The 22,614-nt window shown below is 36.6% G+C and carries 25 protein-coding genes; 14 read left to right on the top strand and 11 right to left on the bottom strand.

What is annotated here, in order from left to right; genetic code table 11:
• Positions 1-20: 20 nt before the first annotated feature.
• A complete protein-coding gene (locus PERMA_RS04740; RefSeq protein WP_012675848.1) occupies positions 21-677 on the top strand; it encodes a response regulator transcription factor in 657 nt (218 codons plus the stop codon).
• Positions 674-1,834, top strand: a complete 1,161-nt coding sequence (locus PERMA_RS10500; RefSeq protein WP_012676483.1) for a sensor histidine kinase — start codon at positions 674-676, stop codon at positions 1,832-1,834. Before PERMA_RS04740 ends, PERMA_RS10500 begins: the two co-directional genes overlap by 4 nt.
• Before the next feature lie 3 nt (positions 1,835-1,837).
• Here PERMA_RS10500 and PERMA_RS04730 read toward each other — a convergent pair whose 3' ends face one another.
• Positions 1,838-2,260 (bottom strand): hypothetical protein, encoded by a 423-nt coding sequence (locus tag PERMA_RS04730; RefSeq protein ID WP_012675969.1) that lies wholly within the window; start codon positions 2,258-2,260, stop codon positions 1,838-1,840.
• 57 nt (positions 2,261-2,317) lie between these two features.
• On the opposite strand from PERMA_RS04730, the gene PERMA_RS04725 reads away from it, so the two are divergent.
• Positions 2,318-2,554 (top strand): hypothetical protein, encoded by a 237-nt coding sequence (locus PERMA_RS04725; protein WP_012676252.1) that lies wholly within the window; start codon positions 2,318-2,320, stop codon positions 2,552-2,554.
• Here PERMA_RS04725 and PERMA_RS04720 read toward each other — a convergent pair.
• Together PERMA_RS04720 and PERMA_RS04715 are read right to left on the bottom strand one after the other, a co-directional pair.
• Positions 2,548-2,934: a c-type cytochrome gene (locus PERMA_RS04720; RefSeq protein WP_012675381.1), complete on the bottom strand. Its 387-nt coding sequence runs from the start codon at positions 2,932-2,934 to the stop codon at positions 2,548-2,550. The two genes, PERMA_RS04725 and PERMA_RS04720, sit on opposite strands and share 7 nt — an antisense overlap.
• Positions 2,935-2,964: 30 nt before the next feature.
• Positions 2,965-3,288 carry a c-type cytochrome gene (locus PERMA_RS04715; protein WP_012675600.1) on the bottom strand — a complete coding sequence of 108 codons (324 nt, stop codon included), beginning with the start codon at positions 3,286-3,288 and terminating at the stop codon, positions 2,965-2,967.
• Between the two features lie 140 nt (positions 3,289-3,428).
• On the opposite strand from PERMA_RS04715, the gene hemE reads away from it, so the two are divergent.
• Genes hemE through PERMA_RS04700 form a run of 3 tightly spaced genes read left to right on the top strand, consistent with a single transcriptional unit; the run spans position 3,429 to position 5,780 of the window.
• Entirely contained in the window at positions 3,429-4,469 is a 1,041-nt protein-coding gene (gene hemE, locus PERMA_RS04710) for a uroporphyrinogen decarboxylase (RefSeq protein ID WP_012676528.1), read from the top strand.
• Positions 4,459-5,163, top strand: a complete 705-nt coding sequence (gene sfsA, locus PERMA_RS04705) for a DNA/RNA nuclease SfsA (RefSeq protein WP_238527231.1) — start codon at positions 4,459-4,461, stop codon at positions 5,161-5,163. The genes hemE and sfsA overlap by 11 nt, the downstream gene beginning before the upstream one ends.
• On the top strand, positions 5,151-5,780 hold the full coding sequence (locus PERMA_RS04700; RefSeq protein ID WP_202944142.1) for a trimeric intracellular cation channel family protein: 630 nt from the start codon (positions 5,151-5,153) through the stop codon (positions 5,778-5,780). Before sfsA ends, PERMA_RS04700 begins: the two co-directional genes overlap by 13 nt.
• Here the strand turns inward: PERMA_RS04700 and PERMA_RS04695 are convergent.
• Both PERMA_RS04695 and PERMA_RS04690 read right to left on the bottom strand, forming a co-directional pair.
• The gene (locus PERMA_RS04695) at positions 5,773-6,840 is read right to left on the bottom strand and encodes a polysaccharide deacetylase family protein (RefSeq protein ID WP_148206406.1); all 1,068 of its coding nucleotides are present in this window, start codon (positions 6,838-6,840) and stop codon (positions 5,773-5,775) included. The two genes, PERMA_RS04700 and PERMA_RS04695, sit on opposite strands and share 8 nt — an antisense overlap.
• On the bottom strand, positions 6,740-7,645 hold the full coding sequence (locus PERMA_RS04690; RefSeq protein WP_012675481.1) for a glucosaminidase domain-containing protein: 906 nt from the start codon (positions 7,643-7,645) through the stop codon (positions 6,740-6,742). Before PERMA_RS04690 ends, PERMA_RS04695 begins: the two co-directional genes overlap by 101 nt.
• Positions 7,646-7,716: 71 nt before the next feature.
• Between PERMA_RS04690 and murC the strand changes: the two genes are divergently transcribed.
• Genes murC through PERMA_RS04675 form a run of 3 tightly spaced genes read left to right on the top strand, consistent with a single transcriptional unit; the run spans position 7,717 to position 11,302 of the window.
• Positions 7,717-9,096, top strand: coding sequence for a UDP-N-acetylmuramate--L-alanine ligase (murC, locus tag PERMA_RS04685; RefSeq protein ID WP_012675727.1), 1,380 nt, complete (start codon positions 7,717-7,719; stop codon positions 9,094-9,096).
• Positions 9,093-10,445 carry a nicotinate phosphoribosyltransferase gene (locus PERMA_RS04680; RefSeq protein ID WP_012675966.1) on the top strand — a complete coding sequence of 451 codons (1,353 nt, stop codon included), beginning with the start codon at positions 9,093-9,095 and terminating at the stop codon, positions 10,443-10,445. The genes murC and PERMA_RS04680 overlap by 4 nt, the downstream gene beginning before the upstream one ends.
• Complete coding sequence (locus PERMA_RS04675; protein WP_012675259.1) at positions 10,442-11,302, top strand: metal ABC transporter substrate-binding protein; 861 nt, start codon at positions 10,442-10,444, stop codon at positions 11,300-11,302. The genes PERMA_RS04680 and PERMA_RS04675 overlap by 4 nt, the downstream gene beginning before the upstream one ends.
• Here PERMA_RS04675 and rsgA read toward each other — a convergent pair.
• Positions 11,291-12,154 carry a ribosome small subunit-dependent GTPase A gene (rsgA, locus tag PERMA_RS04670; RefSeq protein ID WP_012676277.1) on the bottom strand — a complete coding sequence of 288 codons (864 nt, stop codon included), beginning with the start codon at positions 12,152-12,154 and terminating at the stop codon, positions 11,291-11,293. The two genes, PERMA_RS04675 and rsgA, sit on opposite strands and share 12 nt — an antisense overlap.
• 58 nt (positions 12,155-12,212) lie before the next feature.
• Here rsgA and PERMA_RS04665 point away from each other — a divergent pair, with 58 nt between their 5' ends.
• The gene (locus tag PERMA_RS04665; protein ID WP_012676066.1) at positions 12,213-14,960 is read left to right on the top strand and encodes a PKD domain-containing protein; all 2,748 of its coding nucleotides are present in this window, start codon (positions 12,213-12,215) and stop codon (positions 14,958-14,960) included.
• Complete coding sequence (locus PERMA_RS04660; protein ID WP_012675482.1) at positions 14,945-15,682, top strand: metallophosphoesterase; 738 nt, start codon at positions 14,945-14,947, stop codon at positions 15,680-15,682. The genes PERMA_RS04665 and PERMA_RS04660 overlap by 16 nt, the downstream gene beginning before the upstream one ends.
• Here PERMA_RS04660 and trpC read toward each other — a convergent pair.
• On the bottom strand, positions 15,675-16,466 hold the full coding sequence (gene trpC, locus PERMA_RS04655; protein WP_012676943.1) for an indole-3-glycerol phosphate synthase TrpC: 792 nt from the start codon (positions 16,464-16,466) through the stop codon (positions 15,675-15,677). The genes PERMA_RS04660 and trpC overlap by 8 nt on opposite strands.
• A gap of 115 nt (positions 16,467-16,581) precedes the next feature.
• On the opposite strand from trpC, the gene PERMA_RS04650 reads away from it, so the two are divergent.
• Both PERMA_RS04650 and PERMA_RS04645 read left to right on the top strand, forming a co-directional pair.
• Positions 16,582-17,841: a peptidase U32 family protein gene (locus PERMA_RS04650; RefSeq protein WP_012676593.1), complete on the top strand. Its 1,260-nt coding sequence runs from the start codon at positions 16,582-16,584 to the stop codon at positions 17,839-17,841.
• The gene (locus PERMA_RS04645) at positions 17,841-18,914 is read left to right on the top strand and encodes a GGDEF domain-containing protein (RefSeq protein ID WP_041530885.1); all 1,074 of its coding nucleotides are present in this window, start codon (positions 17,841-17,843) and stop codon (positions 18,912-18,914) included. The genes PERMA_RS04650 and PERMA_RS04645 overlap by 1 nt, the downstream gene beginning before the upstream one ends.
• On the opposite strand, the gene mtnP is transcribed toward PERMA_RS04645, so the two are convergent.
• Complete coding sequence (mtnP, locus tag PERMA_RS04640) at positions 18,911-19,753, bottom strand: S-methyl-5'-thioadenosine phosphorylase (RefSeq protein WP_012676161.1); 843 nt, start codon at positions 19,751-19,753, stop codon at positions 18,911-18,913. The genes PERMA_RS04645 and mtnP overlap by 4 nt on opposite strands.
• Before the next feature lie 97 nt (positions 19,754-19,850).
• On the opposite strand from mtnP, the gene PERMA_RS04635 reads away from it, so the two are divergent.
• Positions 19,851-20,198, top strand: coding sequence for a hypothetical protein (locus tag PERMA_RS04635; protein WP_012676814.1), 348 nt, complete (start codon positions 19,851-19,853; stop codon positions 20,196-20,198).
• Here the strand turns inward: PERMA_RS04635 and PERMA_RS04630 are convergent.
• Genes PERMA_RS04630 through PERMA_RS10645 form a run of 3 tightly spaced genes read right to left on the bottom strand, consistent with a single transcriptional unit; the run spans position 20,195 to position 22,561 of the window.
• On the bottom strand, positions 20,195-20,404 hold the full coding sequence (locus tag PERMA_RS04630; protein WP_012676014.1) for a hypothetical protein: 210 nt from the start codon (positions 20,402-20,404) through the stop codon (positions 20,195-20,197). The genes PERMA_RS04635 and PERMA_RS04630 overlap by 4 nt on opposite strands.
• A 3-nt stretch (positions 20,405-20,407) precedes the next feature.
• A complete protein-coding gene (locus PERMA_RS04625) occupies positions 20,408-21,163 on the bottom strand; it encodes a TIGR01458 family HAD-type hydrolase (RefSeq protein WP_012675632.1) in 756 nt (251 codons plus the stop codon).
• Between the two features lie 9 nt (positions 21,164-21,172).
• The gene (locus PERMA_RS10645) at positions 21,173-22,561 is read right to left on the bottom strand and encodes a methyl-accepting chemotaxis protein (protein WP_012676309.1); all 1,389 of its coding nucleotides are present in this window, start codon (positions 22,559-22,561) and stop codon (positions 21,173-21,175) included.
• Positions 22,562-22,614 lie beyond the last annotated feature (53 nt).

Here is a 22,614-nt window from a genome sequence, read left to right as displayed (position 1 = left end):
AAAAAATTAATATTAAAAACATGAAGATACTGATAGTTGAGGATAATGTACAGCTGAACGATACGCTTAAAGAGGTTCTTGAGATAAACGGATATCTTGTAGATACAGCTTTTGATGGTGAAGAGGCACTGGACTACCTTAACGCAACAGAGTACGATCTTATAATACTTGATATCATGCTGCCGAAGATAGATGGCTATCAGGTATGTCAGCTTGCAAGGGACAAAGGAATAAACACACCTATTCTTATGCTTACAGCAAAGGACAGACTTGAGGACAAGGTTAAAGGTCTTGATATAGGAGCTGACGACTATCTTGTAAAACCTTTTGAGATAGATGAGCTTATAGCAAGGGTAAGGGCGTTAATAAGAAGAGCTTCTGCTGAGAAAAGTAATATCATAAAAATAGGAGAGTTCGTTATAGACCTGAACAGAAGGGAGGTCAAAAAAAACGGTACAAAACTTATGATAACTCCAAAACTTTTCTGTATACTTGAACAGTTACTGAGAAACAGAGGAAAGGTTGTTACATACGAGACCCTAATGAACAAATGCTGGGATATTAATGATTACCCAACAAGGGAGACAGTAAGGGCAAACATAAAGCTACTGAGAAAGATACTCCAGGACAGGGATATCATCCATAACGTGTCAGGAGTGGGATACAAAATAGAATGAAATTTGACCAGTTTTTAAAAGCCAGAATTAAAATAACAGTTCTTATATCACTTATATCAACATTTATCATAGCTGCGTTCTCAGGAACAATCTACTACTTTTACAAAGAGCAGATCGTTTACGGGATAACAGATGAGCTTAAAAGCATAGCTTTTGAGATATCAAAAAAACTTGATGATCCTGTAACTGATTTTTCAGCTGTTGAACAGATAAGGATACCACCAGATACGTATCTCTGTGTTTTCAACCACAATGCAGCGATGATATTTTACAAAGGGAAGCTTTGCGAGATAAACAAGCATTTTACAGGATTCAGGCTTATAGGCAGTGAGGTTGTTTACGGGGTCAAGATACAGAAGAGCTTTGATTACTACCATGTTTATGTAGGTAAAAATCTGATAAAGGTTCTTGTAAATCTTGAAAAACTTAAATTCATACTTTTTTACTCAACATTTGCCATATCTACCATAATCCTTGTTCTTTCATTTCTTATATCAAAGAGAATACTCCGTCCCATTCAGGAAACTGTTGAGAAGCAGGAAAGATTTACACAGAATGTGTCCCACGATCTTAGAACACCTCTGACTGTTATAGCAACAAACCTTTATCTTATAAAACAGAAGAACTTCCAGAATATAGAAAATCATATTGAGAACATACAGATAAATGTTGATTATATGAAAAACCTTATCTCGGATCTTTTATACATGACACAGATAGGAAAGAAGGACAAAAAGAAGATAGATATAAACAGACTTCTGAGAAAACAGATTGAGATAATAAGACCTAAGATAGAACAGAAAAAGATAAAGCTGATAATAGACGAGGAGAGTGAGATAAGCATAACAGCAAATGAGAGGGATATGGAGATGCTCTTCTCAAATCTTCTTGAGAACGCTGTTAAGTATAACTATGAGAGGGGAGAGATCATAATAACAATAAAAAACAAACAGGTATCAATAAAGAATACAGGGAAGATAATAGAGAAGGAGAATATTAAAAAGATATTTGACAGGTTCTACAGAGAAGAAAAATCAAGGACAACTGAAGGATCAGGTCTCGGTTTATCCATTGTTAAAGAGATAGCAGATTACTACAGATTTAAGATCAAGGTTAAGGTTGATGATAAGTACAATGAGTTCATCATCAGATTTTAATCTTTATTTTGTAAGACATCTTTCTATTAAGCCTGCTCTTTTTTCATAGATACTGTTTATAAAATCTATCCTGTTTGAGAAAGGTGTATGGATGATCTTTACAACAGTGCCATCCACCTCATACCTCTGGATACTGAAAAAATATACTTCTGCCCTTCCTGTTATACTCTTTATATCACCGAGAAAGTCATAAAAAGAGCTGTATCTGATACTTACCTTATAAAGTTTCCCATTGTAAAAATAAAGCAAAACTCTATCTGCAGAGTATCCCTTTATTCTATCCTTTATATATACCTCAAGACCGTCACACCTTTTGTAAATCTCTATACCCTTGATATCTGAACTGCCACTTCCCCATTTAAAGGGAATCTGAAAGGCATAACTGACAGAAAAGATAAGAGTAAAAATAAAGAAAATCCTGAGCATAATTATCTCCATTTATGCTATATTTAGAATATAAAAATATTCAATCAGGGTTGTAAAATGGAAAAGTTTATTTACAGAATAATATCCCAGGAAAACCCATTTAACAATACAGTTGATCAGTGTGATCCATACTCTTCATTTGGTGTTTTCTGTAACGCAAACAGCTTTATAGAAGGGATACTTATCATAATCGGTGTTGTCGGTCTTGTTGCAGGATCACTTTACTTTGTCAAGAAAAATCAGGAAGTAAACGCTGATAAACATAAAGAGAGATACAGAAAGTACAATCAGTGAAACTGGAACTCATCATCCAGAATATCGTCAAGGTTTTTTTCATTCTCTCTTTTCTCTATCTCTTTTAAAGAATCAATAAGTACATACCTTGCAAGAGCTTTTGCATGCTCTAACGGTATCTTGAAAGGGGGCATATAGGCATAACCGGGCCAGTTTGAAGGTTTTGGATTTATTATGAGATACGCAACCTTTTCTATAGCCTTTTCGCTTTTACCATACCTTTTTGAGATCTCAAGGAAGGAAGGACCTACAACCTTTCTATCCGGTGCATGACATGATCCACAGTTATAACGAATAAACAGATCTTTACCGTCCAGTGAGATCGCCGTTTCTGTTAATGTTAACAGTACAAGAAGTATCAGATATATGGTGTATCCCATTTATGAAAATGCCCCCGAAGGGGCTTTTGATTAATGGTTCATTATAAAGTCAGCTAAAGCTTTGAGGTCTCCGTCAGAGAGAGCCTTTGTTTTAGCGAGCTGAGATTTCATGATTCCGAATTTTGCAGGATCAACGATAGCTGGAGCCTCACCTTTGAGGAACTTGATAAGATCTCCTTCCTTACCTTTGTAAGCAGCAGCAATATCCTTGAGAGATGGTCCAACACTTTTAGCAGCTGGTTTGTGGCAAGCACCACATCCTTTTGATTTGAATATTCCTGCTCCGTCAGCTGCCATAGCACTTCCTGCTACAACAGCCAGTCCTACCACTGCAGATACGATAGCTTTCTTCATTAGTCTAACCTCCCATAATGATATAAAATAATTAACTAAGTTTATATATTACACAAAAATTTTTCAGTTAACAACTACTTAATTTATAATGATTATGATTTTCATCTTCAAATTAAGAATAATTTTTAAAGGAGAGCAGAATGAAGGATTTGAAAAATGATCTTTTCTTAAGAGCCTGTTTAAGGGAGCCTGTTGAGAGAACACCTATATGGCTTATGCGTCAGGCAGGAAGGTATATGCCTGAGTACAGAGAGCTCAGGGAGAAAGCAGGAAATTTTGTAACATTCTATAAGGATATAGATCTTTCTGTTAAAGCAACGGTACTTCCAAGAAAACTTCTTGGTGTTGATGCTTCTATAATATTTTCAGATATACTTACACCACTTGAGAGTATAGGTGTTAAATTTGAGTTCAGGGAAGGTGAAGGTCCTGTATTCCTTAATCCAATAGAAACACCTGACGATATCTTAAAACTCAAGCCTTTTGATAAAAATGATGTTTACTATGTAGGTGAGATCATAAAAGGTGTAAACAGAGCTTTAAACCGTGAGATACCAACGATAGGTTTCTGCGGAGCACCTTTCACACTTGCCGCTTATATGATAGAGGGGAGAACATCAAGGGATTTTAAAAAGGCAAAAGCCTTTATGTACAACTATCCGGACGCATTTAAGGATCTTCTGGACAGATTAGCTGATATGCTTATTGAGTATCTCAACTTCCAGATTGAGTCTGGAGCTGATGCTGTCCAGATATTTGACAGCTGGGGAGGTTATCTGTCACCTGATGATTACAGGGAGTTTGCACTTCCACCTGTTAAAAAGATAATAAAGGGAATAAAGAGAGATTACCAGCCTGTTATACATTTCACAAAAGGTGTTGCTGGATTTTTTGATGATATGATAACCTCAGGTGCTGATGTTTACAGTGTTGACTGGATGATAGATCTTTCAGAGGTAAAAGAAAAGCTAAATGGAAAAGCTGCAGCACAGGGAAATCTTGATCCTATAGTTCTTTATGCATCAAAGGATGTTATAAGGGAAAAGGCTGTAAGTATCCTGAACAAATGGGGAAAGGATACAGGTCATATATTCAATCTGGGACATGGTCTCATGCCTGATATGGAAGTGGAGAAGGTTAAGTATCTTGTTGATGTTGTAAAAAAGGAGAGTGTCAGATAGTTTTATGGAACTTTTTGATCTGAACAGACTGGGAAAGTTAGAAAAAGGTTTATTTGTAGAGAGGGTTAACAGATTTACAGGTCTGTGCAGGATTGGGAGTAATATATACACCTGTCATATAGCTGACACAGGTAGACTGAAGGAGATACTGACTGAAGGGAGGGAGATAATTTTAGTAAAGAACAGACCTGAACTTAAAACAGATTACAGACTTGTTTCAGCAAGGATGGAAGATGGATGGGTTCTTGTGAACACATCTATACATTCCAGAATCGGTCTGGAAGCTATAAAGAAAGGGATACTTGGATTTTATCCTGAGAGAATAAAATCAGAGGTAAAGTTTGGAGAGAGCAGGATAGACTATCTCATTGATGATGATACATTTGTTGAGCTGAAGGGAAGTAATCTGCTTTTAGATGGCAGATGCTTATTCCCTGACGCACCTACAGTTAGAGGTGTAAAACATATTAATGAGCTTGTCAGGGCTGTGAAGGAAGGATATAAAGCTTATATACTTATAATGGGGCTAAGGGACTGCAGCTGTTTCTCACCAAACATACAACTTGATCCGGATTTCAGCAGGGCATTTTTTGAGGCTTTAAGATCAGGCGTTAAGTACTCAGGATTTAAAATAAAGATTATGGAAGATGGTAAGATAATACTCAGCGGTAAGATGCCTTTATGTCAGAGCTGATGATGAGTATTGATATATGGACATTTATGAATGTTATAGGTCTCCTTGCCTTTGCTGTTGTTGGATCATTTAAAGCTATCAGGGAAGGTCTTGATCTTTTTGGTATAACAGTTCTTGGAACGATGACAGCTCTGGGAGGTGGGATAACAAGGGATCTTCTTGTTAACACAATTCCGAACGCTCTAAGATCGGTCACAGATATGTCTGTAGCACTTGTAGGTGTATGGCTTGCTATAGTTCTTTACAGGATATTTAAAGGAGATTTCAAAAACAGGTATTTCATCCTTATACCTGATGCAATCGGACTGTCAGCATTTACAACCACTGGAGCTATAATAGCCTATAATGCCGATGTCTCATTTTTCGGGATAGTTATACTTGCAACATTAACAGGTATAGGGGGAGGCGTTATAAGTGATGTTCTTCTTGGAAAGATCCCCACTGTTTTAAGGGATGATTTTTATGCGAGCTGTTCTATTATTGGAGCTGTAGCTTTCTATCTTTCTGTCCAGTCCGGCGTATCAGTTGGAAGTTCAGCATTTATATGCAGTGTTGTTGTTCTAATGATAAGAATACTCGCTATACTTTACAACTGGCGTCTTCCAAGGTTCAGTTAAATGTAAGATAAAAGTAAGTTCCTACCTTTCCGGTTTTTTTATCCCTGCATTTTATACCTATCCTGTTTTTATCCCTTTTAAACTCAGGAGGATTTTTCCATACAAGATATTCACCTTCTCTTTCAGCCCATTTCCATCCAAGTTCTGATACATATATCTCACATCTGTGGTATTTCTCAGGATCTTTCAGTTTGAATTTTATATAGGGCAGAGGGTTCTGTGGTAGAAAACCTACATCTGGATAATGGTATTCAACATCAAGGGCCTCAGTTTTTAAAACCTTGATAAAATGATCAAGACTCCCCCAGTTTCCAACTATAGGCTGTCTGTGTATAAGAAAAGGTGATATGTTGTGTGAAACATTTGCAGGATCCTGTGTAAATAGGGCTTTGTAACCAAGACTTTTAAGTATCTCTATATAATCTCTGTTGTACTCACCATAAGGAAATGCGTAATAAACAGGTCTGTAACCTAACAGTTCTTTAAACCTCTTCTCAGCCTTTTTTGTGTCTTTAATGATCAGATCTCTGAACTTGTCTCTATCCATCTTTTTTATAAGCCTTCCAAACCTTTTATGTGCGTATGAGTGGTTACCAAATGTTATCTTTGGATACTTTTTAAGTTCTTCAAGCTGCTGCTTAGTAAGAAAATCAGGGTATCTACCTACACCTTCCATATAGAGAAAGACTGTAAAGGGAAAGTTGTATTTTTTTAAGACATCAAAGGCTTTCATTGTTGATCTGTATCCGTCATCAATCGTTATAACAACGGTTTTTTCAGGGAAAGGCACTCGGTTATTTATATGCCAGACAAGTTTTTCAAGGGATATAACATTGTAGTTATTCTCCTTCAGATATCTCATCTGATTATCAAAATCCTCTATAGGAATGGATGTTGATGGAGATTTTTCCTCATCAAACTTATGGTATATAAGAATAGTTGCGTAATCAGCCCTAACACTACCTGAGTATATCAGTATAGATAAAATCAGGATTAATCCTGCAGTTATCGTATTTCTGAAGATCGTTTGAAACGATAATGCTCTTAAGTCTCTGAACATAAACCTTCCTCAGTATAGAGTATTTCTCTAAATGGTTCGTTAAAAGTAACGGGTCATCAGTCTGGAGTCTTACAAGTCTGAAGTTCTCGTAAGCCCATCCCACATTTATACTGTAGTAGTAATCATCAACAGCCTGAAGAATATTATCGTACTTTTTAAGGTAGGCATTACTCTTTTTTGCCTTTATCTTGTAAGCATCATTTTTGTTAAATGTCCACACACCAAAAACGTTGTTAGCCTCAACAAAAAATCTTGATGTTCCCCATCCGCTTTCTATAGCAGCCTGTGCAAGTATTATACTTACAGGGGATATATTCAGCCTTTTTAAAAGATCATTTATATTCTCAACCCTGTATTTTTCAAACATATCAGACAAAAACTTTTCCTCAACCGGTAATAGCTCCTGATTGTTCTCAAACTTCTCCTTTATTTTCAGAACAAGATCCCTTTTCTGTTCTATCTCAAAATTTTCTATAAGTATGGAAGGAAGCATTAGTGATATAAACCTCTTTTTTCTCTCTGGTACAGGGAGTGATTCAAGGGATACAACCTTTGTATAGATATAGGGATTTACACTGTCACAGTTCTCAACAGGGGGGATACCGTAAGGAGATGTTAACGAGATATATATAGGTTTTACCTTTTTTATAAAAACAACAGCCTCTTTTTTAAGGGCTTCCTCTTCCTTCTGGGAGATAAAAACCTTCCAGTAAAGATATCCTGAGTAAACAGCTATCAGGGTGGAAACAACAAAAATCTCCCATATCTTTAAGCTTTTAAACCTATCAAATATTTTTGGTTTCATATCTGTGATATATAATACCTATATTCTGAATAACTGTTTTATGATAGAAATCAATCATTACGGAGAAAGTGATGTTTAGAGGGAAGGTAAGACATATACATTTTATAGGTATAGGCGGATCAGGGATGAACGGTATAGCCCAGGTTCTTTTAAACCAGGGGTTTACCGTAACAGGCTCTGATCTTAAAGAGAGCCAGACTGTAATAAACCTGAAAAATATGGGTGCAAAGATCTATATAGGTCATGATCCTAAAAATGTTGATGGTGCTGATGTTGTTGTTTACTCATCTGCTGTAAAACAGGACAACCCTGAGCTTTTGAGGGCAAAACAGTTAGGGATACCTACTATCCCAAGGGGAGAGATGTTAGCTGAGCTTATGAGATTTAAATACGGTATTGCTATTGCAGGAAGTCACGGAAAAACGACAACAACCTCTATGGTTGGGACTATTCTTGGGAAAACGGGATATGATCCTACTGTCGTTATAGGTGGGAAGCTTGAAGCGTACGGGAGCAATGCAAAGTTAGGAAGTGGTGATTTTATAGTGACTGAGGCTGATGAGAGTGATGGATCATTTTTAAAATTAACACCAACTATAGTCTCTATTAACAATATAGACCTTGAACATATAGGTTTTTATAAAAATCTCAATGATATAAAAAGAGCATTTATAGATTTTGCAAACAAAGTTCCCTTTTATGGTGCTGTTGCCGTAAATATAGATGATCAAAATATAAAAGATATAATCCCGGAGATAGAAAAAAAGATAATAAGGTTTGGAATTTCAGAGGATTCAGACATAAGAGGTTATGACCTGAGGCTTGAGAATGGAAGATACAGATTTAAGGTAAATGATTTTGGTGAGATATACCTTTCTATCCCTGGAAAACATAATGTTTACAACGCACTCGCTGCTATATCAATATCTGTTGAGCTTGGAGTACCATTCTGTGTTATAAAGGAAGCTCTTGAAAACTTTAAAAATGCAAACAGAAGATTTGAGATAAAGTATGACGGTTCTGTAACAGTTATAGATGATTACGCCCACCATCCTACTGAGATAAAAGCCACTCTTTCAGCGACGAGGGAGATGTTCGATGGAAGAAGGATCATTGCTGTATTTCAGCCCCACAGATACTCAAGGACTTTCTCCCTTTATGACCATTTTGTAAGATCGTTTAACATTCCTGATATCACAGTTATAACAGAGATATTCCCGGCAGGTGAGAGCCCTATTGACAGTGTAAACGGAGAGAAGCTATCTTCAGATATTAAAAAGGAAACGGGGAAGACCGTTCTATACGGTGAGGATCTACAGAAGACATTTAATATACTGAAGAATATACTAAAGAAAGATGATGTTCTCCTTATCCTTGGAGCAGGAAATGTAACAAGGCTTTCAGACCAGATATCACAGTTCTTGAAAAATAAGGAAGGAGCTTTAAGATGAGGTTTGGCTTTGTAAATGAAGATAATATGTCTATACTGACAGATCTTTACGAACTTACAATGGCTCAGGTCTATTTTAAGGATGGTATGAATAAAACAGCCATATTTGATTTCTATACAAGACCTGTTGAAAACAGATCTTACCTTTTAAATGCAGGTCTTGAACAGCTTATCTACTACCTTCTGAATATAAGATTTACAGATGAAGATATAGATTATCTCAGATCAACCGGAAAGTTTGATGAGGACTTTCTCAGTTACCTTAAAAATTTCAGATTTACAGGTAATCTTTATGCTATAGATGAAGGTGAGATAATATTCCCAAATGAGCCTGTTGTTCAGGTTGAGGCTCCACTTATTGAAGCACAGATAGTTGAGACATTTCTTATCAACACTCTCCAGCTTCCAATACTTGTGGCAACAAAAGCTATGAGATCTTACTCAGTTGCAAGGGGAACTATTCTTGTTGATTTTGGTCTTAGAAGATCTCACGGAACAGACGCAGGTATGAAAGCTGCAAGAGCTTCATACATAGGTGGTTTTGCAGGGACATCAAATGTTCTCGCCGGAAAGGAGTACGGCATACCTATATTTGGGACTATGGCTCACTCGTTTATACTAGCCTACGGTGATGAGAAAAAGGCATTCCAAGCTTTCGCAAAAGTATACCCTGAAAATGCTGTTCTTCTTGTTGATACATTTGACACAGTTAAAGGTGTTGAGAATGCTGTAAAAGCTATGAAAGAGATGGGAATGGAGAGATTTAAAGGGGTAAGGCTTGACAGCGGAGATCTTCTGAAACTGTCAGTAGAGGCAAGGAAGATACTTGATAGTAATGGATACAAAGATGCGATCATTATAGCAAGTGGAGGTATAAACGAGTACAAGATAAAAGATCTCCTTGATAGAGGAGCTCCTATAGATGGATGGGGTGTTGGAACTGAGCTTGTTGTATCTGCAGACCTTCCATATCTTGATTGCGCCTACAAGCTTGTTGAGTATGATGGAAGACCTGTTATGAAACTGAGTAAAAAGAAGGTTACATTACCCTACAAAAAGCAGATATACAGATTTTATGAGGATGGGAAGATAAAGTACGATCTTATAACAGCATATGATGAGGAAGTTAAAGGTGGAAGACCTTTACTCAAAAAGTATATTGAGAATGGTGAGCTTGTTGCCGATCTTCCATCTTTAAGTAAGATAAGGGAGAAAGCCATACAGAACTTTGAGACATTACCTGATGAGATGAAAGATATAAACAGTACCGTACACCATCTGCCCCATGTCAGCAGTAAAATAAAGGAGACTGTTGAGAGAATCATTAAAAAGATAAAAGGTGAGATATGACAAGGGTATCAGGTGTATTTTTTATTTTACTTATATCTGTCCTTATCTCTTACGGGAAGCCTCTTGTTGTAACAACGGTTAAGCCTCTCTCAGATATTGTGAGATCAGTAGGTGGCGATAAGGTTGATGTAAGATATCTGATCCCACCTGACGTGTCTTTACATTTTTATGAGTACAAAAGCTCAGATATAAAGGCTGTTTTTAAAGCTGATCTGTTTCTCTACATAGGTTCCGGAGAGCCAAATATAAAGGGTATATTGAGAAATGTAAGAGGTGAGGCTGTAAAAGTATCAAGGATAAAAGGGATATACACAATAGATCATTTTGAGTTTGGTGAGGATCACGATCACCATTCAGAGATCCATCCAGCATTATGGCTTCATCCAATGAATGGTATAAAAATAGCTGAGTTTGTTTATAAGAAACTCTCACAAATTGACAGTAAAAATAAAGAATACTACAGAAAAAACTTTGAGAGATTCAAAAGGGCCATTGAAACCCTTTATACAGAATGGAAAGACAGGTTTAAAGATCTGAAAAAAAGATATTTTATATCGTACCACTACACATGGCCTTACTTTACTCAGGCTTTTGATCTCGTCTATCTTGATGTTATAGAGCTTGGACATGGAAGGGAACCTACACCAAAACATCTACTGGGAGTTATAAAAAAGATAAAAAAGTACAGGATAAAAAGTATATTTGCCGCAAAACAGTTTTACAACAGTAAGTACGGACGTTTAATAAAGGATCAGACAGGTGTAAACATAATACTTCTTGATCCTTTTGGATCAGGAAAAGATTATATCCAGATGCTCAGATACAATATACAGAATGTTTACAGATCACTTAGATGAGCCTATTATTTTGAGGTAGTTCTCGTATCTTTCCTTTGATATTTCCCCTTTCTTTACAGCTTCCTTAACAAGACAGCCAGGTTCATCTGTGTGTGTGCAGTTTGAAAACCTGCATCTATACCTTAAAAACTCCCTGAAGTAGTTTTTCACCTCTCTTTTTTCCATGAAGTAAAGGGCATCAACACTTGAGAATCCCGGTGTATCACCTATAAAGGAGTTCTCATTAAACCGGTAAAGCCTGACTCCTGTAGTTGTGTGCCTTCCCCTCTCAGTTTTCTCACTTATCTGGCTTACCTTAAGCTCAATACCTGTTAGAGCTGAAAGTATTGAACTTTTCCCGACACCTGAAGGACCTGCAAAAACTGATATATTTCCCTTTATATGCTCTTTAAGTGTGTCAATCCCTTCTCCTGTAATTGCACTTACAGGTATAAAATCATACCCAGCGTTGATATAAATATCCTTCCATCTTTTTAGCTCTTTCCTCTCATCATCGTTAAGAAGATCTATCTTGTTGAATACAATAACAGGCTCAGCACCTAAATACTCATAAACAACAAGAAGATTATCAAGGAGAAAACTATCAAAATCAGGCTTTTTCAGTGTGAAAACAATAATAACCTTATCAACATTTGCAACAGGAGGTCTGACAAGGAAGTTTTTCCTCTCCTCAACACTTTCGATCGCAAATGTTTCACTGTCTATAACATTTCCTAAAACGTAATCACCTGCGTATATCTTCGTTTTTTTAATTATTTTTTTCCTCGGAATTCCCCTGTAAACCTTCTTATCCTCAAAAAGGTAAACCCCTATCATCTGAGCTTCTCTATCAATTACAAGACCTTTTTTCATCAGTTCAAACCCTTTAAATTAATTTATAATATTCTACAACGATCATCTGGAGAAAGGTTTGAGATATACAAGATATATCCTTTTGCTTTTAATTGTATTCTTTTTTTCCTGTGGTGATAGCTCCAAAAAGTTAACGGAAAATGTTGATATAAAGAATAGCAGTTCTGTTATAAAGTTAAACATTGATTATCTCAGTCCCGGGATATCAAAACAGGAAACGAGACAGCTTATATTGGAACTTCCTGATGGAAGCTCAGTTACAGTTGAAAGATCAAGAACAGAAACAAGAGAGGAAGGTTTTTCCTGGTTTGGAAAGGTAATAGATAAGAAGAACAGTTCAGTAATTATAACGGTAGAAAAAGGGGTTGCTTACGGAACAGTAATTTTCAACGGTAAAAGATACAGGATAAAACCTTTAAAACCTGAAGAGAATCTGTATCTGATTGAGGATCTTTCAGGTAAAAAGATAGTCCCATTAAAGGAAGATACAGTCCCTTTTTATCCTGAAAAAAAAATTGAAGATATAAAAGCTCTTGGATCAAACCCTGAGGATGGAAGCAGGGTAGATATTCTTGTTCTATATACTACAGCTGTAAAAAATGAGTATGGAACAGGACTTGAAGCCTTTATCCGATCTCTTATTGATATAGCAAACCAGTCTTTTATAAACAGTAATATCAATACATCCTTAAATCTTGCAGGAATCTCAGAGATAACATCTGTAGATGAAACAGTTTCTCTGGATTCAGCTTTAAATACCTTAAGCTCAGATCAGAATATAGACAGTCTGAGAAAACTAAAAAAAGCTGATATCGTTGTACTTCTCAGAAAATACCAGGGAGGAAATACCTGTGGTCTGGGGTATATTATTGTTAATCTACCTGATAACTTTGATCAGAATCTTTCATACTATACCTCAAGTTACTACAGTTCAGGTTTTTCTGTTGTTGAAGTAGGAAATTATGGATCTTACTACTGTCCAGATGAAACATTTGCACACGAGGTGGGACATAACTTTGGGTGCAGCCACGATAGAGATCACTCAACAGGTTCTGGAGCATTTTCATACTCTTACGGGTATGATGTTCAGGGAGTTTTTGCAACTGTAATGAGTTATGACAGACCTACAATCAGGTATTTCTCAAACCCCAATATAACTTACAAAGGATACAGCATAGGTGTTCCTGAAGGTCAGCCTGATTCGGCAGACAACTCCAAAACTATAAACAGGACAAGACTGATAGTGGCAAACTATATCTCTGTACCTTCCTCAAATCCTCCTGTGATAAACAGTTTCACTGCAGACCCAATATCAGGAAAAGTTCCACTAACAGTATCCTTTAACTGGAATGTTTCAGATCCTGACGGAGACAGCCTCAGATGTAACTTTGATGCTGATGGTGATGGAACAGACGATATAACGGTAACAGACTGTTCTACATATACATACAGTTATGAGTATACATCTGGTGGGAGCTACACACCTAAGCTTTCTGTGTCTGATGGCATTTACATAACCACAAAAACATTAAGTATAACTGTCAATCAAAACAGACCTCCTTCAGGGAGCTTTTCTGCAGACAGAACAGTTATATATGAGGGGGACACTGTAAAATTCTCCTACAGTGCATCTGATCCAGATGGTGATAACTTAATATGCTTAATTGACCTTGACGGTAACGGAAATTATGAGATCAGAGATAACGGTTGTAATAGTAGTCCTGTAAACAGAGTTTATAATATTCCAGGTACATACATAGCAGAGCTTGTGATTGATGATGGATATGACACTGTAAGTTATAAGATAAATATTCAGGTAAAACAGAAAAACAGTCCCCCTGAGACACCTTCAATATCGGGAGTAACCTCCGGTTATACAGATATCGTTTACCCCTTCACGGCAAGCTCAAAAGACCCAGATGGTGACAGTATATACTACAGATTTGATTGGGGAGATGGAAATGTATCAGACTGGGGTTCTGGAAGGAGAGGTTATCAGTGGGATACTCCAAGGAGGTACTGTGTAAGAGCACAGGCAAAGGATGATCTTGATAATCTCTCCAACTGGTCAGACTGTTTTTATACAGATATTGTTCTTTCATCCACTGTGAACAGTCCTCCTGATATACTGATATTTGAGTCAGACATAACTGAAGGTTATCTGCCTCTGACGGTAACATTCAGATTTAAAGCTGGGGATAAAGATGGTGATCCTTTAGTTTGCAATTTTGATTCAGACGGTGACAACAGCTTTGAGTTTACATCAGATAATTGCGGTGAAGAAACAGTCAACTTTACATACACTCAGCCAGGAGAATACACAGCGGTTCTGGAAGTATCAGATGGGAAAGATACAGTTAAGAAAAGCCTGGTTATAAAGGTCTATTCATCGAATAATGATCCTGTTGTTGATCTATTTTCTGTTGATCCTTTTAAGCTGTTAGAAGGGGATAAAATAACCGTCAGATATAAAGCCCACGATCCTGACGGAGACAGTATAGAATGTCTGATAGATTTTGGAGATGGGACCTATATCTCCGATTACGGATGTTCTAACCAGAAGGTAGAAAAGTATTATAAAGAACCTGGGGAATACGTAATCACACTGACTGTAAAGGATACAAATGGAAATGATATATCCCAGAAGATCACTGTCACAGTAAATCCTGTAATAGATGGAGGTAAGGGTGGCTCTGGATGTTCTTTCTCAGATAATGATCATTTTTATACATTCTTCTTGATAATTTCTGTAATTCTTATAAGGATCTTAAAAATATACAGGGAGGAAAGATGGGAAGTTTTTTGAGAATAAAGATAGACAGCCCATATGCAGTAATCGGTGATATACACGGCTGTGTAAAGGAGTTTGAGAAGCTGGTCAGCATCATAAGAAAAGAGTACGGAGAGGACTGTCTTATAATATCAGCGGGAGATACAGTTGATAGGGGAGATTACAATATTGAAACGATAGAGCTGTGTATGTCTATGTATGAGGAAGGTAACTTTTTAGAAGTTCAGAGCAATCACAATCATAAATTTGTCAGATGGCTGAAAGGCGAATATGTAAAGATAAGTTACGGTATGCAGAAAACTGTTGAACAGTTTGATAAGCTACCGGAAAGTAAAAAAGAAGAGCTTAAGGAAAGATATATAAGTTACTACTCTGAGTGTCCACTCTATCTGATCATAAATGACAACACCGTTGTTGCACATGCAGGAATTAAAGATGAGATGATAGGTAAAACAGGTAAAAAAATAAAGAGTTTTGTCCTTTACGGTGAGACAACTGGAAGAGTAACGGAAGAGGGTTTTCCTGAGAGGATAGACTGGACTAAAAACAGGATACTGAAGCCAGACTCACCAAAGATAGTTTACGGTCATGTGGTTTTTGAAGAGCCTTACATAAACAACCTTTGTTACGGCATAGATACAGGCTGTGTTCTTGGGAATAAGCTGACAGCTTACATACCAGATGAGGAGAGATTTATATTCCAGAAAGCTGAAAAGGTATACTTCAGCTTTAAGTAGTATCTCCTAAGAGTTTCCTCAGCTTTTTTCCTATATCTTCTTCCCTCATCAGGGACTCACCTATCAGGAATCCATCAACCCCATACCCTAAAAGCTCCACAATTTGATCATGGGTGCTTATCCCACTTTCAGCAATAACTATATCTGCACCAAGTTCTTTTAGGTAAGGTGCGAGTTCCTTTGAAAGGTTGATATCAACCTTAAATGTTTTCAGATCCCTGTTATTTATCCCAATGATCTTTCCACCAGACGATACAGCTTTCTCACACTCCTCTTTTGTGTGTACCTCGATCAAAGGCTCCATACCAAAAGATCTTCCGTAATTTATGAGATCTTCAAGTTCTTCATTCTCAAGAACCCTTGCTATAAGGAGAAATGTATCACTCCCAAAGGCGAAAGCCTCATCTATCTGCCTTTTATCTATAATAAAATCTTTCCTCAGGACAGGAATATTAATCCCAGACTCTTTTATCTGCTCTATATACTGTATATCACCTTTAAAGTACTCTTTATCTGTGAGAACCGATATGGCAGCTGCCCCATTTTCCTCATATATCTTCGCTATCTTAACAGGATCAAAATCTTCTCTTATAACACCTTTTGATGGTGATGCCTTTTTTACCTCAGCTATTATATTTATTCTTCCTTTTTTAAAGGCGGATCTGAAATCTATAACAGGGTGTTTTCTTTTTGAGATTTTAATATCAATAAGATCCAGATACTCCTTTGAATAATTCTCCAGTTCTCTTTTCTTTGTAAGAATTATCCTGTCAAGTATGTCCAATATAACACCTCTTTTTATTTTTATTTTATCACAAGCTAATATTGATCATTTTTTGTGGATAGCAATTTGAATAAACTTATATTACTTTTATTATGATCAAAACATGGAGGTATAGATGAGAAAAAAACCTGAAATACTTGCACCTGTAGGACATTATGAGGGGCTTTCTGCTGTTATAAAGGCAGGAGCAGATGCTATATACATGGGTGTTGGTAAGATAAACCAGAGAGCGTTAAAAACACATTTCACAATGGAGGATGTTAAAGAGATAAGAAAGATAACACAGGATGCAGGGGTAAGACAGTACATTGTATTAAACTCGATCGTTTTTGAAGAAGATCTTCCTTATATAGAGGAGACACTTGATCAGTTGAAGGAGATAGGTGTTGATGCTGTCATAGGATGGGATATGTCTGTAATATCAATGTCTATTTCCAGAGGTTTAGAGACACATCTTTCAACTATGGCCTCAGTCTCCAACTCAGAAGCGGCAAAGTTTTACGAAAGACTCGGTGTAAAAAGGATAGTTCCAGCAAGGGAGGTCAAACTGCAGGGACTTCTTGATATTAAAAATAAAACAAACCTTGAGATTGAGATATTTATACACGGTGCTATGTGCATGGCTGTATCAGGAAGATGCTTCCTTTCACATGACGTATTTGAAAAATCTGGGAACAGGGGAGAATGCTATCAGGTCTGCAGACATGAGTATGATGTAAAGATAGTGTCTAAAAACACAGGAACTGAGTTTTTCTTAGGATCAGACTATGTCCTTTCTGCAAGGGATCTTGTAACGATAAACTTTGTTGACAGGCTTATATGGGCTGACAGCTGGAAGATAGAGGGTAGAAATAAAAATGCGGATTACGCTTATATGGTAACTAAAGCTTACAGGGAGGCAAGGGATAGAATACTGAACGGCGAATGGGAAAAGAAAGGATGGAAGGATCTGTGGGATATGCTTGAAAGGGTGTACCATAGAGAGTGGGACAGCGGTTTTTACTTTGGTGAGGGTCTTTTCGGTATAAATAAATCAATAGCAAAAGAACAGAAACTATACGTTGGAGAGGTTGTTAAGTTTTACCCTAAAATCAGCGTAGCTGAGCTTAGAGTTGTGGATCATCCGATCTCCATTGGTGACACAATACATATAATAGGAAAGAAAACAGGTGTTGTAAGACAGAAAGTGAGTTCAATGCAGATAGACAGAAGAGATATACAGACTGCAGAAAGAGGAACGGTCGTAGGATTGAAAACTGTAGAAAGGGTAAGACCTGGGGATAAAGTTTACCTAATGAAAGAGACGGATTCTGCCGATAGTAATATAAATCCACGAAAAAATGAACTTTTAAAGGAGCATACCGGGATAGATTAATGGGGAAAATAACGTGTAAATTTTACGAAAAACTTAGCAACAAAAAGAGGCTTTCCCATGACGAGATCAAGGTCTTGATGAATATTGTTCGTAAAGAGCTGAGTTTTCTTATCAAGCACAATATTCCACCTGTTCCTAATAACTATGAAAAATGGTTTTATATTTTTTGTTCTCTTGTTGAAGAAAATAAAGATCTTTCCGATCTTGAGATAATAGGACTTTACAAAGAGATATATGAAGAGGACTACCAGATTGTTGATATTAATGGTAGCAAGGAGAAAGAAGCCGAAAAGGTATCAGGAAAACTTAGAGATATAGCCGACAAGATAGATATAACCCTGAAAGAGCTAATACAAAATATTGATAACTATCAGGCAAATATAGACAGTCATGCCAGCTCACTTGCTGAGAAGACAAGCGAGATGCAGATATCTGATATAAGTGCCACAGTCCATTTAATACTTGATGAACTTAAAGAACTTAAATCTCAGAATGAGTTTCTAAAAAATCAGATTAAGAAATACCATTCGGAGATTCACCAGCTCAGGCAGGAACTTTCTCACGCTAAAACAGAAGCCTCTATGGACTTTCTTACCGGACTTGTTAACAGAAGGAGATTTGAAAGAGCCCTTGAGGATGCCATAAAGGATTTTGAAAAGAGAAACTATCCGTTCTCACTTATATATGTTGATGTTGATAACTTTAAGGATATCAACGATAACTACGGTCACAGTGTTGGTGATATAGTTTTGAAAGAGATAGCGACTATATTTAAGTTCTATCTCAGGGCAAATACGATCATTGGAAGGATAGGCGGAGAGGAGTTCGCCATACTTCTTCCAGGTGTTGAGATAGAGGATGCTGTAAAGATAGCAGAGAGACTGAGAAATATAATCCAGAACAGAGAGATAAGAATAGGTCCGGACAGGGATGAGATACTAAGAGTTACAGCAAGTTTTGGAGTAACACAGGTTAAGAAAGGTGATACTGTTAACTCAATACTGCACAGAGCCGATACCGCAATGTACAGAGCAAAGAAAACTGGAAAAAATAAGGTTGAGGTGGAGCTTTAAATGGCAGCTCCATCTAAAACATCTTCACAGTTACAGTCAGGCTTTTCAGGAACTTTCTCAATAAATGAGAGAATTATCTCTTTTATCTGATCATTTTTCTCTTTCATCATCTGAATAACTTCATCTGATGTAAGCCTCTCACCTGAAATCCCTGCTGCAAGATTTGTTACAACATTTATTGATGCAAAATGCATTGAAAGCTCTCTCGCGAGTACAATCTCTGGAACAAGCGTCATACCAACAATATCGGCACCAAGTATAGAGAAAGCCTTTATCTCAGCAGATGTTTCAAGTCTTGGACCTTCAGTTGCTATATAGGTCCCTTTTTTATGGTATCTGTATCCTTTCTCATCAAGGATATCTGAGAGTGTTTTCCTCATACTACTGCAAAAAGGATCCGTAACATCAATATGGACAACCCTGTTGTTTTTTAAATACTCGGAAACAAGATCATCTTTTCCATCTGTCTCATCATAAATGGTATATACTCCCTCATAGAATGTTACAGGTCTGACCTTTGTAAAATCTATAAACTGATCGGAAAGAACGAAATCTCCCGGTTTCAAAAGAGGATTTATCCCTCCAACAGCACTAACAGATAGAATTCTGTCAACACCTAACTTCCTGAATCCCCATATATTGGCTCTGTAATTTATAAGGTGGGGTGGATATTTATGCCCTTTACCATGTCTTGGGAGGAAGACAGCTTTCTTTCCCCTGTACTCGGCAATAATATATCTGTCTGAAGGCTCCCCATAGGGGGTTGAAATGTTTACCTCATCCAGAATGTTTATATCATCAACCTGATAAAGACCACTACCACCAATAACACCCAGCATGCTAAACCCCTTAAAACTTTGTAGGATGTATATTTTACCAGCTATCTTTTTGCCTTGCATAAAATTAAGGGCTATATTTGTTATGTGGGGGATCTATATGAAAAAATTGAGATATATCCTGCTTATAGTACCGGTTATATTTTCAATGATAATGGTATACCTGATAGGATACATTATTATAAATCCGGTAGTAGAGAGGAAAGAAAGATCAGAAAAAGTTCAGATGATAGATGAAGAGGAAACTCTCAAAGAAATTGAGAAAAAGTTATCTTCACTTGAGATAGAGAAAAAAATTCCTCCAAAGGTTCACAGACACATTAAAGACCCTGAGAAAGAGGCTGAGGAGTTTGTAAATCTAATAGTTAAAGAGGCTATTGAGGAGATACAGGAAGAGGACAGAACCAGAGAAAAAAGCATACTGGAAAAGATTAAAGAACTTTTTTAATCTATATCCTCAGGTAATCTATACCTGTACACACCTCTTCTTTCCATCTCCTTTTTTATTCTGTATTTCATATAAAAGTAGTACGGTAATGTTATTAGAATAAGAACAGCTACAGCTATAAAAAGGAAGAAAGATATAAAGAAAGAGAATGAGAGAACCGTCAGTATAAGTATAAAAAGCCAAATTTTCGTAATTATTTTATCCATAACTTAAATATACTCTAAAATCTGGTTTATGCTATCCAGTATAAGATCAGGTTTTATGCCTTTCTTAAGATCATCCTGTGTAAACTTACCTGTTTTTACAAGGATACCTTTAAGACCAGCATCCATCCCACCTTTAACATCAGCCTCAATATCATCACCTATAACAGCAACCTCTTCAGGTTTCAGTCCCATCTTCCTAACAGCAAGTAAGAAAAAGTCCTTGGAAGGCTTTCCGATGATTAAAGCTTCTTTACCTGTTGCAAACTCAAGGCCTACAACGAATGCTCCACAGTCAAGTGAAAGCTTCCCATCCCTGTCCATAAAGTATTTATTTTTTGCTGCAGCTATGATCTGTGCACCGTCCATTATATATCTGAAAGCTTTATTCATATTCTCATAACTGAAGTTTTCCCTCGCATCACCAATTACCACATAATTTACAGGTTCCGACGGGATATCCTCAAAATCCTTCTTGGCAAGATCTGTAAGAAGAAGGTATGCTCCACCACCTTTCTCCTTGATAAACTGCTTTGTTGCCTCAAGTGCTGAAAATATCTCATCCTCATTAAGATCAAAACCCATCTCTATAAGTTTCTGGTAAACAACCTTTTTAGGTTTTGTTGTTGTATTTGTTATAAAGACAACCTTGAATCTTTCCCTCAGTTTTTTTAATGTTTCCTGAGCACCTTCTATGGGTCTGTCCACTATGTATAAAACACCATCAAGATCAAGAAGAAGGCCCTTAATATTCTCTAACATAACCTGTCCTCAGTTCAGTATTCTCTCAAGATCTACCCTTATATCTTCCAGATTAAAGTTTATCTTTCTAATATTATGTTTAATTTTCAGCTCATCATCAAAGATATTTCTTAAAGGCTCCTCAAGTGCTGATATATTTTCCTTTGTCTGATTTACAAGCTTCCTAACGTATGTAAATATGATTGAGAAGTTAGTTCCTTCCATATGACCGGACTCTATAAGTCCTCTAAAATACATCGCCTCAAGCTCTTCTATCAAAAGCTTAAGTTTCCTTAGTCTTTTATTGAGCTCCTCAAGTGAGCCAATACTTTTAGAGACCAGATCTGAAAGTTTGTGGAAGTACTCATGAGACGATGATATAAGATAAAAGAAGTTAGCCACATCTCTTTTTAATGCACTGAATATCTCATCCTCGGATCCTGTTTTAACAAGTGAACTTAAAAACTTTCCAAACATAATAATCTCAAGTTTTGAGAGGCTGAGTGTAAAAACGATATCTTTTATCTCTTCTGTGTTTTTATCTATAAGAACCTTCATCTGCTTTATTATCTTACTTTCCTCTTCAGAGTTCTTTCTCATCTCAGCTGAGATCACGGAAAAAACAGCACCTTTACTTCCCAGCCTTAAAGATTCAACAGAGGAGTTTAAAGCTGTAAGCCTTATCTCATCTGTTACCTTGTAAATACTCTCTGACTTTTCTGAAAAAAGCATTCTTAGTTTCTCAAAGTTTGAGATAGAGTTAAAAAGCTCTTCTATAAGTTTATCAAGACTTTTTGATTTTGAGATAATATCATTGAAATACGATACATTCTCCTTTGAAAGCTGTTTGGAGATTGATGGTATCTCAATTTTAAGAAGTGAGGATTTATCTTTCAGCTCTGCAACCAGTATATCCTTCATAAAATCATCATAACTATCATAACCCAGTTTTTTCAATGTATCTGTGAGAGCTTTATATGAAGCATCCATTCCTCCTTCTCTTTCTATCTCAAGAAGTTCCTGATATACCTGAGGGATTATCTTAAAGTAATCTGTGGTCGGTTTTATTCTTATGGATATATACTCTCTAATATTTCCAGACTCATCCTTTACAGGCATAACAGTAGCAAGAACCCAGTAATAACTTCCATCCTTTGCCATATTTTTCACATAGGCTACAATAGGCTTTCCAGACTGTATATAGTCCCAAAGAAGTTTAAAAACTATTTTTGGCATATCTGGATGTCTTATAATGTTATGTGGACTTCCTATAAGCTCATCCATTGAGTACTTGCTTATTCTCTGAAAAACATCATTTCCGGAGAGGATAATGCCTTTCAGATCTGTACTTGAAAAAAAGATCTCATCAGGTTTAAATTCAGATTCCTTATTAATAGGTTTAGGTCTGATTCTTCCCATCTTTATATCCCTATTTTATTGATTTATATCAAGTTCGGTTTTAACAGCAAAAT

The organism is Persephonella marina EX-H1 (assembly GCF_000021565.1).
In the GTDB taxonomy this organism is placed as follows: Bacteria; Aquificota; Aquificia; order Aquificales; family Hydrogenothermaceae; genus Persephonella; species Persephonella marina.
The sequence above is the reverse complement of the archived record's forward strand: the minus strand, read 5'-3'. Positions and strand labels throughout refer to the sequence as shown.